This is a genomic window from Sulfurovum xiamenensis, from assembly GCF_030347995.1.
In the GTDB taxonomy this organism is placed as follows: Bacteria; Campylobacterota; Campylobacteria; order Campylobacterales; family Sulfurovaceae; genus Sulfurovum; species Sulfurovum xiamenensis.
In genome coordinates this window covers 370,413-382,941 of the sequence record NZ_JAQIBC010000002.1, presented here as the reverse complement: position 1 = coordinate 382,941, position 12,529 = coordinate 370,413, and the positions used below count along the sequence as shown (strand labels likewise).

Sequence of the window (12,529 nt, the reverse complement as noted above, 5' to 3'; positions counted from 1 at the left end):
GTCAGACCTCCTTTTGTATTGGTTGATAATGTTCATATAGGTTTTGGTATCTTTTGTAGAGAGTCTGAGCTGTATGTGCCGCGGTTTTCAGGTAAGATCCTGCAGATTCAGCATTCATCTTCTCAACCATTTTAAATCGTGTTTCACGATACATAAAATCTTTGACATCTATTTTAGGACCTTTGTAGTCCAGTGTCATCGGATTTTCCCCTTCTTTGATCTTATCTGGGTTAAATCGGAAAATCGGCCATAATCCACTGTCAACAGCACGTTTTTGCTGATCAAACCCGTATTTTAGATCATACCCGTGGGCGATGCAGTGCGAGTAGGCAATGATGATGGAAGGACCTTCATAACACTCTGCTTCAACAAAGGCTTTGACCGTTGCTTTGTCGTTCGCACCCAGTGAGACTTTTGCTACATAGACATTTTCGTAATTGATGGCCATGGCAGCAAGATCTTTCGGTACCCCTGCCTTTCCGTCTGCAGCGAACTTGGCCACAGCACCCGTCAGGGTGGCTTTGGACTGCTGGCCGCCGGTGTTGGAGTAGACCTGGGTATCGAGTACCAGAATATTGACGTTTTTCCCGCTGGCAAGCACATGATCCAGACCGCCATAGCCGATGTCATAGGCCCAGCCGTCTCCCCCGATGATCCAAACAGATTTTTTCACAAGATAATCTGCGATCTCATGTAGTTTTTTTGCTTCATTGTCTTCACGTTCAGCAAGAGCAGATTTAAGCAGTGTAATCCGTTCCCTCTGCTCATTGAATTCTGTTTCATTCTTCTGAGAAGCACCCAGTATCGCTTCAACAAGTTTTTTGTCCAGACCATCTTGAAGTCCTTCAAGCAGGCTTCGGGCATGGGCTATGTGGTTATCGATGGCAAGGCGGAAGCCAAGCCCGAACTCTGCATTGTCTTCAAAGAGTGAATTGGACCAGGCCGGTCCGCGTCCTTCATCATTTTTTCTCCATGGTGTGGTAGGAAGATTCCCTCCGTAGATGGAACTGCATCCAGTGGCGTTGGCAACGACCATCCTGTCACCAAAAAGCTGTGTAGCAAGTTTAATGTACGGGGTCTCTCCGCACCCTGCACATGCACCGCTGAACTCAAAGAGAGGTTCAAGGAATTGTGACTCTTTTAGGTCATCATGGTCTAGTTTGGAACGCTCAACCTTTGGGAGTGAAGTAAAGTAATCCCACTGTGCAATCTTCTCTTCTTTAATGTCGGGAAGCGGGGTCATATTGATCGCTTTGAGGTTCGTTTGTGATTTGTTCTTTGCTGGGCACACTTCAGTGCAGAGCGAACATCCAGTACAGTCCTCGACCGCTACAGAGATATTGAAAAGATCATTTTCTCCGAATTTCTTTCCCTTGGCCAGTTTTGATAGAAACCCTTCAGGCGCTTCATCCATAAAGGAGACATCAAAGACATTGGAGCGAATGACCGAGTGGGGACAAGCAGAGACACATTTGTTGCACTGGATACAGGTATCAGGGTCCCATACAGGCACTTCATGGGCAATGTTCCGTTTTTCGTACTGTGTGGTCCCTGTGGGCCATGTCCCGTCAGCCGGGATCTTGGATACTGGAAGTTCATCTCCCATGTAGGCACTCATTTTTCCGATCACTTCAGAAACGAATGGGCTTAGTACCCCTTTGAGTACAGGCTGAAGCTCTTGGGTACTCTCTGCCTGTGTGGGAATATCGACTTCATAGAGATTCTCAAGTGTATTGTCCACGGCGGCAAAATTCATCTGTACAATGACATCACCTTTTTTTCCATAGCTTTTTTGGATCGAGTGTTTTATCTTGGCAATCGCTTCCTCTCTTGGAAGAATACCGCTGATGGCAAAGAAACAGGTCTGCATCACGGTATTGATACGAGACCCAATCTTACTTTCTTTGGCCACACTGTAGGCATCAATGACATAAAATTTAAGCCTTTTATCAATGATAAGTTTCAGGGTCACACGGGGAAGATGCTGCCATACTTCCTCTTTGTTGTGCGGGGTGTTCAGCAGAAAAACGGCACCTGGTTTAGCATGCTGCAGCAGATCGAGTTTTTCAAGAAATACAGATTGATGTACGGCGATAAAATCGGCTTCTTGTATCAGGTAGCTCGAGCGTATCGGATCGGGACCGAAACGAAGATGAGAAATGGTCATAGAACCGGATTTTTTGGAGTCATAGACAAAATACCCCTGGGCATAATAGTCTGTCTCTTCTCCGATGATCTTGATGGTATTTTTGTTGGCTCCTACCGTACCATCCGAGCCCAGTCCGTAAAAGAGGGCCTGAAACTGATTAGGGTTTTTTAAGATGAAATTATGATCATAATCAAGTGAAGTATGGGTAACATCATCGTCAATACCGATAGTAAAGTGATTTTTCGGAGATGCTTTTGAAAGTTCCTTGTAGATCGCTAGTATCATAGCAGGAGTAAACTCTTTGGACGAGAGGCCGTAGCGTCCCCCGATGATAGTTGGCAGCTCAAAAGGTAGTTCGGTACGATGTTCATACAGTGCACTCACTACATCATGATAGAGTGGTTCACCCAGACTCCCTGATTCTTTGGTACGGTCAAGCACGGCAATGGACTTGACTGAGCTTGGAAGTGCATCAATGAATGTTTCGACCGCAAAAGGCAATGCCAGCCGTATCTTTATCATGCCCACTTTTTCATCTTGCGCATTCAGATAGAGTACACTCTCTTCTACTGCCTGGGTACCAGAACCCATCAATACGATCACTCTCTCAGCATCTTCAACACCGACATAATCAAAAAGCCGGTAGGATCTTCCGGTTAATTCGGCAAAGGTATCCATCTGCTCCTGCAAGATCTTAGGCAGTGCCTGATAATACTTATTGACACTTTCACGCCCTTGAAAATAGACATCGGGGTTTTGGGATGTACCACGAAGTACAGGGAGGTCAGGTGTCAGACCCCGTTTATGGTGTGCTTCGACCAGATCAAGGTTGATCATGCTTTTGAGTACTTCATCAGGGAGTTTTTCGATACGATTCACTTCATGGGAGGTTCTAAATCCGTCAAAAAAATGTAAAAAAGGAATGCGTCCATGCAGGGTTGCTACCTGTGCAATAAGGGCAAAATCATGGGCTTCCTGTACGGAACCAGAGGCGAGTAGGGCAAACCCGGTCTGTCTTACTCCCATGACATCCTGATGGTCACCAAAAATGGAGAGTGCCTGGGCAGCAAGAGAGCGAGAAGCCACATGAAATACCGTCGAAGTGAGCTCTCCTGCGATCTTATACATATTGGGTATCATCAGCAGCAATCCCTGAGAAGCGGTAAAGGTCGTGGTCAGTGCACCTGCCTGCAAGGCACCGTGCACAGCACCGCTTGCGCCTCCTTCACTTTGCATTTCATACACTTCAGGCACCGTACCAAAAATATTCTTCTGTTTTTTGGCACTGTAAATATCACTGAATTCACCCATAGGAGAGGCGGGGGTGATAGGGTATATGGCAATGACCTCATTGATCTTGTGGGCTACCATTGCAACGGCTTCATTGCCGTCAACCATCATAGTTGAATGCTCTGCCATGATCATACTCCTTTAGTTGTCTGTCAAAAAGTTCATAAACTATATTGCCTTTAAGTGATCACAATATAAACGCATCAAATAGTATTTGCTAAGATGACTTGTATCGGTCATTCTTATATTGTAGCGTGTATCCCTAAAATATCTCTATGAAATATTTAAGCCTTCAATTTGATTTTATTGTTTTAATTATATTTTGCACTTATTTTGTTTTATGGTAAGATTTAATAAACTGCTCGAAAGGTGGAATAGGTATGAATGAATTAGAGTTGGGAGAACTTCTTTTAACTTTTGCCTTGGTATTTGCTTTCACTTATGCACTTGCTTTTTTACTTTCAAGATTTCGTATACCCAGTATACTTGCCGCACTATTTGTTGGAATTGCGCTTAGTTATACCTCTTTTTCTACATTGATCCACGGTAATCCTGATTTTGAAAGTACTTTTTCCTTTCTTTCTGATCTTGGTGTTCTTTTTCTACTTTTCTATATAGGCTTACAGATAGATTTGACTGAGATGAAGAAATCAAGTTCGGATATAGCATGGCTTACATTGTTCAATACGATCATTCCTTTTATCTTTGGTGTGATGGCTATGCTTTTATATGATTATGGATGGGCGATCGCATTGGTAATAGGTTTGACACGTATGCCAACGGCTGAAGCCGTTATCGTGCCTATCTTAGATGAGTATAAAATGCTCAAAACACGTATCGGTACGTTTATTATCGGTGCGGGAGTCCTTGATGATGTGATTGAAGTGATATTAGTTGGTATCGTTTCTATCTGGATAGGAGCAAGAACAGGCCAAAGTCATGGAGGGGTATTAGGGCTGTTTGCCGGTATTATGACATTTATTTTACTTTCTTGGATTTTATATCAATGGATGCCTAGGATTCTGCAAAAGTGGGAACCAAAAAATTTAAGTGCTCTGATGATCTTCTCATTGATCATTTTATTTGGTTTTGGCGGTTTTGGAGAGTATGTCGAACTGGGGATGGTTGTAGGTGCTATTACTGCAGGGATTATTATGCGTCCTCTTTTTGAACATGAAGAACAGAAGGGTGAATTGCTTGCTAAAACAACACAGACCTTAAGTTATGGTTTTTTTGGTGTAATCTTCTTCTTTTGGGTCGGGTTTAATGCTGATATGGAAGGATTCCTGCAGGAGCCGCTTTTAGCTATCATACTCTATCTTGCAGGTACATTTGGCAAGCTATTTGGTGTTTTGCTCATGGTACCAATGAAAAAAATGTGTCTAAAAGAGGCGATAATAGTAGGAGTAGGTCTTGATGCTAGACTGACAACAGAGATCATCGTTGCACAGTTACTTTTTAGTGCAGCGATCATCGATATAAAACTCTTTACGGCACTGGTCGCTGCATCCTCTTTTACTGCGATAACGGTACCCATCATCTTTTCACTCTTGATACGTTTTTGGGGTGACGAGGTTTACCATGAAAAATAGTGTTCAATGGCAGACAAAAGATATAAATGATCTCCTCAGTGCTTTAAACAGTGATATACAAACCGGATTAAGTGAAGAGGAAGCGAAACATAGGGTTGAAGTATATGGACCGAATGAACTTGTTCGTATAGAAAAATCTCCCTGGTATCAAGTATTTCTACGTCAGTTTACGAATGTACTTATCCTTATACTCATAGTTGCAGCAGCGATCTCTTTGGCCATTGGTGAATTGGGTGATGCTGTCACTATTTTAGTAATCATTGTACTTAACGGTATTCTCGGATTTGTTCAGGAGTTCAAGGCCGAAAATGCCATTGAAGTATTAAGAAAGATGTTGCATCCAAAGTGCAAGGTACTTCGTGCATCCAAAGAGCAGATCATTGATGCCAAAATGCTTGTTCCCGGAGATATTGTCTTATTGGAGATAGGTGACAGGGTACCTGCAGATCTGAGGCTTATTCAAAGTTTTAACCTAAAAGTGGATGAGTCTTCCCTGACAGGTGAATCCGCCTCAGTCTTTAAAAAAGTGGATACGGTAGATAAAGATACTCCTCTTTCAGAACAGTCTGATATGGCCTGGATGGGTACAGCAGTGGTGAATGGAAGAGGAACGGGGATAGTGGTTGAGACTGGTATGCAAACCCAGTTTGGAAAAATTGCACGTATGACGCAGAGTGTCGATACAGTCAAAACACCTCTACAAAAGAAACTTGCTGTATTGGGTAAAAAACTGGGGATCTATTCTGTAGCTATTTCTATACTTGTTGCTTTGATCGGATGGCTTCTTGGCAAAGATCTTTTTGAGATGTTTCTGACGGGGGTCGCATTGGCTGTTGCTGTGGTACCTGAAGGACTTCCTGCAGTTGTGACGATCACACTGGCACTTGGTATCAAGGCTATGGCAAAGCAAAAAGCACTTTTGAGACGCTTGCAGGCTGCAGAAACACTTGGTGCAGCAACCACGATATGTACAGATAAGACTGGAACATTGACGCAAAACCAGATGACTGTAAAAAAGATCTGGCTTCTCTCCGGAGAGATCGAAGTAACCGGAAGTGGCTATGAACCTAAGGGTCATTTTGAAGTAGCAGGGGAGAAGATCGATCATAAGAGCCATACAGACTTGATGATGCTGTTAAAAAGTGCTTTGATATGTAATCATGCCAAAGTACAAAAAAACAATGCAGATTGGGAAGTGATCGGTGAACCTACAGAAGCATCCTTGGTTGTTTCCGCCTACAAAGCAGGTCTTTATGATGATGAGAATGATACTAGAGTAAGCGAATTTTCTTTTAACTCCAGCCGGAAACGTATGAGCGTTATTGTACATGAAAAAGATACTTTGACAGCCTATGTCAAAGGTGCTCCGGAAGTCATCCTTGAAAGAAGTACTCAGGTGTTCAAAGATGGGAAGGTACTTCCTTTGGAAGAATCCTATAAAAAAGAGATTGAATCAGCGTATAAAAAGATGGCTACCAATGGACTACGAACACTTGCCATTGCTTTTAGGAGACTTCCTGTTGATACAACACTTTTAGAAGAGAGTGTTGAGAACTCATTGGTTTTACTTGGTTTTGTAGGGATCATAGATCCACCGCATGAAGAAGTTCCTGAAGCTATTCATATGGCTAAAACAGCTGGTATCGATATTATTATGATCACTGGGGATAATGCGGATACAGCACTCTCTATTGCCCACACGATCGGTCTGGAAGTAGACAGAGCGATAACATCAAGTGAACTTTCTCAAATGGATAATGATACATTAGGTACGGTATTACAGGAAAAGGTATTATTCGCAAGAGCAAGGCCCGAAGATAAACTCAGAATTGTAAATACCCTTAAAGCTAGAGATGAAGTGGTCGCAATGACTGGTGATGGGGTGAATGATGCTCCGGCACTGAAAGAAGCAGATATTGGTATAGCTATGGGGAAAAAAGGTACGGATGTCGCTAAAAGCGCTTCTGATATTGTATTAGTGGATGATAACTTTGCATCTATTATTAATGCAGTAAAAGAGGGACGACGGGAGTATGATAATATTAAAAAATTCGTGCAGTACCTTATGGCATCCAACAGTGGTGAGGTCATCGTCATCTTTTTAAATATTTTATTGGGCGGACCACTGGTCCTTATCCCTGTACAGATATTGTGGATGAATCTTATCACCGATGGTATGACAGCGATTGCTCTGGGTGTGGAACCGGCAGAAAAAGGTATTATGAAGCGACCGCCAAGAGAGGTAGATGAACCTATCCTTGACCGTGGTGGCACTATTATGATTGCTGTGTTAGGGACTTATGTAGGATTGGTAACGCTTTGGCTTTTTCATTACTATCTTGCAAAAGATCCTCAAAATGGCATGGTGCTTGCACAGACCATAGCATTTACGGGGATCATTATTCTTGAGAAGATGATCGTGCTGAATTTTCGTTCACTACGTGAGCCTATCAATGTCATAGGTTTTTTCACCAACAAGTGGCTTCTATTGGCTATCGCACTCACTTTGGGACTGCAGGCATGTGCCGTCTATGTGCCGTTTTTACAAAGTGCATTGCATACGACTGCTATGAGTTGGGAAGATTGGGGTATTATAGTGTTAGTCTCATTACCAATATTTATTTTGACAGAGCTTTATAAATGGATCAGGTGGACCAAATGGAAATAGATATCATAAGAAAAATTGCTATTACCCTTATCATAGGCTTTATGATAGGTTTACAACGTGAAATGCGTGAACATAGTAAAGAACATATTAGATCTGCAGGTACAAGAACATTTACACTGATCGCTCTTTTAGGGTATTTGAGTGCATGGATGCAGACATTTATACCATATTTTCTGCATGTATCACTTTTTTTATTTGGATCATTGATCTTAGCTACCTATGTCTATAAAACAGTTAAGAGTGATTCACATGGTACAACGACTGAGATCGCTGCATTTGTGACGTATATTCTGGGGATGATGATGTATCTCTCATTGGAAGATTATGCTGTATTCATAGCGGTGATCATGTTGCTGATACTGGAGATCAAAAGTACACTTGCTAAGGTAGAACAGGAGATCACACAGACCGATATCAAATCCGCCACGCTCTTTTTGGTCATGACCTTTGTTGTCCTGCCTCTGCTCCCCAATGAAATGGTCGATCCTTTTGGTGTGTTCAACCCCTATAAAACATGGCTGATGGTCGTTCTGATAGCCGGTATCTCTTTTATCGGTTACATAGCCATTAAGATACTTGGAAATAAAAGAGGGGTATATATGACGGGTATATTTGGAGGTCTTGTATCGTCAACCGCTGTCTCCATCAGCCTTTCAAAACTCTATGCATTGGAGAAAACATATCTGAAAAACTTTGCCGGTGGGATGGCCATTGCTTCAACGATTATGTATCTAAGGGTACTTGCTGAAACTGCCGTTTTCAATTCTGATCTCGCTAAGTCACTGGCACTCCCCTATATTTCAGGCACCATAGTGGGATTGGTATTTGTTTCGTATCTTTATAAACATGAAAAGGTCTATAAAGTAGAACATATAGCTGTGACCACCAATCCTCTTGAACTCTCACAGGCACTGAAGTTAGGTTTGCTGTTTGGAATTATTTTCGGTTCGATCTATATCTTTCAGTCAGAATTTGGAGATTCAGGTGTCTATATCATCTCCTTTTTATCGGGATTAACGGATGTAGATGCCATTACACTCTCTTTATCCCAGATTGCAACAGTGAAGATATCCGAACTTACAGCCATGTACGGGATCATGATTGCAACGGTTGTAAACTCTATCGTAAAACTGGGTATTGTTTTTGCTTTGGGAGGAAAAAAAGTAGGCATGATTATGGCCCTTTTTTATCTATTGAGTATAGGGGTGATGGTGATCACTTTTGGTATGATGCATATATAAGGTTTTCATAGAAGATATTTTTGATAGATTTCTGCTTCATAAACAGTTTAGAGTCTACGTTTAACCTGAGATTATTCTATCATATATATTTGTGTTATAATATCTAAGAGGTGCCTTGTTCTATCAATAAAGTACAAGGCAGATAGCATTATCATGATGAACTATAGGATAAGCAGATGGATAATGAAAACAAAAAGGATACTTTTGTAGACATTGGTCATGAATTGACGGATAAGGTAGAAGACCCCTTTATAGATTTTCTTCACAAGATCATACGTATGGCAGTAAAAGTGCTGGCGACTTTGATGGTTTTGGTTATTGTCTGGGGTATAGGTGATGTCATTTATGTTTTGTATCAGCGTCTAGCATCCCCGCCATATCTGCTGTTAAATATCAGTGATATTCTAGCGACTTTTGGTGCCTTTCTTGCCGTTCTGATCGCTATAGAGATCTTTATAAACATTACACTTTATCTCAAAACCAATGTGATACCCGTTAGACTGGTTGTTGCAACTGCACTCATGGCAATTTCACGAAAAGTAATCATTTTTGATTTTAAAGAGATCACACCTCTTTTTGTACTGAGCACAGCAGCGGTTGTCTTGGCTTTGGGGATCACATATTGGCTGATCACTAAGGAAACCTAACAACTGTCTAGAAAGGTGCAACCATGAAGAACCAAGTAGATACGTCGGTTTTGATATCAGAAGATTGGCACACTAAAAGTACAAATTCTGTCTTCACATTACTTGAAACATCTACAGATGGCCTTGATCAAGAAGAGGTAGAGAAGAGACTTGAATCGTATGGGCCAAATCAGCTTCCTGTAGTACAGACACGCAGTGCATTTTTACGCTTTATCTATCAATTTCATAATATATTGATCTACGTGCTGCTTGCTGCAGGTATAGTGACTGCTATATTGGAGCATTGGGTCGATGCCGGTGTGATCTTTGCTGTCGTACTTCTTAACGCATTAATCGGATTCATACAGGAGGGTAAAGCAGAGGATGCTTTGAGATCCATACAACAGATGCTTTCTCCTCATGCAATCGTGATACGTAATGGCCGACAGGGAACGATCCAGGCAGAAGATCTGGTGCCAGGAGATATCGTAACTTTGCAATCTGGTGATAAGGTACCAGCAGACTTGAGACTTTTTCGCGTCAAGGGACTTCAAATTCAGGAGTCGGCCTTGACAGGTGAGTCGATAGCGGTAGAGAAAATGACAGATCCTGTAGGAAAAGAGAGTGTGATAGGCGATCGGAGTTGCATGGCGTACTCGGGCACCATTGTCACACACGGTCAAGGCAGCGGCATCGTTATTGGCACGGGTGCACATACACAAATAGGCCGTATCAGCAGCCTGGTATCGGAGGTGGAAGCAGTGACGACGCCTCTACTTCGCCAAATGGCCCAGTTCGGCCGTTGGCTTACAATCGCTATTTTGGGTATTTCTCTGATCACCTTTGCCTTTGGCTTATGGGTCAGGGATTATGCTGCGTCTGAAATGTTTCTTGCTGCAGTCAGTCTGGCAGTCGCCGCTATCCCGGAAGGACTGCCTGCCATCATGACCATTACGCTTGCTATTGGTGTACAGCGAATGGCAAAACGTCATGCGATCATCCGTAAATTACCGGCGGTTGAAACACTCGGGGCGGTCACCGTGATCTGTTCGGATAAAACAGGTACCTTAACCCGTAATGAAATGACCGTCTCTACGATCGCGACGGCCAAAGATCTGTTTCAACTCAGCGGAACAGGCTATGACCCACATGGAGAGATCTCTTTATCTGGCAGAGCTGTTCTGGCAGAAGAGAGACCACTTTTAGAGGAAGTAGCCCGGGCTGCAATGCTTTGTAATGATGCATCATTGGAACAAAAGAATGGTGAATGGTTTGTACATGGTGATCCCATGGAGGGAGCCCTTCTGATAGCTGCTTTAAAGGCAGGACTGGATATGGAGATGGAAGCCAAAGAGTACCCTCGTACCGATCTTATCCCTTTTGAATCAGAACACCGTTTTATGGCGACACTCCACCATGACCATGCTGGTGATACTTTTATTTTTCTCAAGGGTGCCCCAGAGCAGATATTGGAGATGTGTACCTATCAGAGAAGTCTCGATGGTGACCAACCTTTGGATAAGCATTACTGGCTGGAGCGTATTGAAGAGCTTGCAGGGCATGGACAGCGTGTATTGGCCCTTGCTTCCAAGCCGGCAAAGCCTAAACAGGAGGAACTTGCATTCAGTGATCTAGAGGGAGGTCTGATCATGCTGGGTATGCTTGGTTTGATCGATCCACCTCGTGAAGAAGCGATTGAAGCGGTGCAGGTCTGTAACAAGGCAGGGATCAGAGTGAAAATGATCACAGGTGATCATGGTGCCACTGCACGTGCCATCGCCAAACAACTGAAACTTGTGAATACCGATGATGTGCTGACAGGGACAGAACTTGAATCCATGAGTGAGGAAGAGCTACGTCAACGCGTGCTGGACGTTGATATCTATGCACGTGTGAACCCTGAACATAAACTTTGTCTGGTACGATCATTACAGGAGCATGGTCTGATAGTAGCAATGACAGGTGACGGGGTGAACGATGCACCTGCACTCAAACGTGCTGATGTAGGTACTGCGATGGGGCATAATGGTACAGAAGCCGCAAAAGAAGCATCTGAAATGGTACTTGCAGATGATAATTTTGCTTCCATCATTCATGCGGTAGAAGAGGGTCGTACAGTCTATGATAATCTCAAAAAGGCCATACTTTTTATTCTTCCGACCAATGGCGGTGAGGCATTGATCATTCTGGCTGCTATTGCATTTGGCTTTCATCAGATGCCTCTTATCCCGGTGCAGATCCTTTGGGTAAATATGGTAACAGCTGTGACATTAGCGCTGTCACTGGCCTTTGAACCACCTGAGCAAAATGTTATGCAAAGACCCCCGCGTGATGCACATGAGCCTATACTTACAGGGTATCTTATTTGGCGTATTGCTTATGTTTCAATGATCTTGATGGGTGGTACATTTGGGCTTTTTATTTGGGAAATGGAACAGGGTGCTAGTATTGCGCATGCACAAACTGTAGCGGTAAACACTCTGATCATGTTTGAGATCTTTTATCTGTTCAACTCCCGTTATATCACAGGCTCGGTTTTGAACTGGGAAGGTTTATCTGGAAACCGTTATGTACTGATCGCTATTGCTATACTGGTCATACTGCAGCTTGGCTTTACCTATCTTGGACCAATGCAGTCTCTGTTCGGCAGTACGGCAATCGACTTTACCATATGGTTGCGTATAGTGTTGGTTGCATCTTCTGTACTCTTCCTTGTAGAGCTTGAAAAGTATGTTGTACGCTACAGGGATACAAATAAAAGGAGTGTGTAGATCGATGGATAGAGAGATTTGAACTGTATCTATTTATCTTGCCACTCTTCTAAAACAGCATTCAATGTGTATAAAAAGCTGATTTTAGTAGGCAAATGATGAGGGCATTGGGAAGAGTGGGAGAGATAACATAAACATTCATTATCCAAGTTATAATATTAAGAGAACAGATATGATCGCTATGCTATACTC

6 protein-coding genes are annotated in these 12,529 nt (G+C 42.8%); 5 read left to right on the top strand and 1 reads right to left on the bottom strand.

The genetic code is table 11. The annotated features are described in order from the left end of the window. Position 1: 1 nt before the first annotated feature. Positions 2-3,568, bottom strand: coding sequence for a pyruvate:ferredoxin (flavodoxin) oxidoreductase (gene nifJ / locus PF327_RS05015; protein ID WP_008242471.1), 3,567 nt, complete (start codon positions 3,566-3,568; stop codon positions 2-4). A 251-nt stretch (positions 3,569-3,819) separates the two neighbouring features. Between nifJ and PF327_RS05010 the strand changes: the two genes are divergently transcribed. From PF327_RS05010 to PF327_RS04990, 5 genes are all read left to right on the top strand, one after another. Further along, a complete protein-coding gene (locus PF327_RS05010; protein ID WP_008242473.1) occupies positions 3,820-5,031 on the top strand; it encodes a cation:proton antiporter in 1,212 nt (403 codons plus the stop codon). Continuing rightward, entirely contained in the window at positions 5,021-7,699 is a 2,679-nt protein-coding gene (locus tag PF327_RS05005; RefSeq protein WP_008242475.1) for a calcium-translocating P-type ATPase, SERCA-type, read from the top strand. The genes PF327_RS05010 and PF327_RS05005 overlap by 11 nt, the downstream gene beginning before the upstream one ends. After that, positions 7,690-8,940 carry an MgtC/SapB family protein gene (locus PF327_RS05000; RefSeq protein ID WP_008242478.1) on the top strand — a complete coding sequence of 417 codons (1,251 nt, stop codon included), beginning with the start codon at positions 7,690-7,692 and terminating at the stop codon, positions 8,938-8,940. The genes PF327_RS05005 and PF327_RS05000 overlap by 10 nt, the downstream gene beginning before the upstream one ends. Positions 8,941-9,116: 176 nt before the next feature. Continuing rightward, positions 9,117-9,587 (top strand): phosphate-starvation-inducible PsiE family protein, encoded by a 471-nt coding sequence (locus PF327_RS04995; RefSeq protein ID WP_289401562.1) that lies wholly within the window; start codon positions 9,117-9,119, stop codon positions 9,585-9,587. Between the two features lie 23 nt (positions 9,588-9,610). After that, on the top strand, positions 9,611-12,337 hold the full coding sequence (locus tag PF327_RS04990; RefSeq protein ID WP_008242487.1) for a cation-transporting P-type ATPase: 2,727 nt from the start codon (positions 9,611-9,613) through the stop codon (positions 12,335-12,337). Positions 12,338-12,529: the final 192 nt, after the last annotated feature.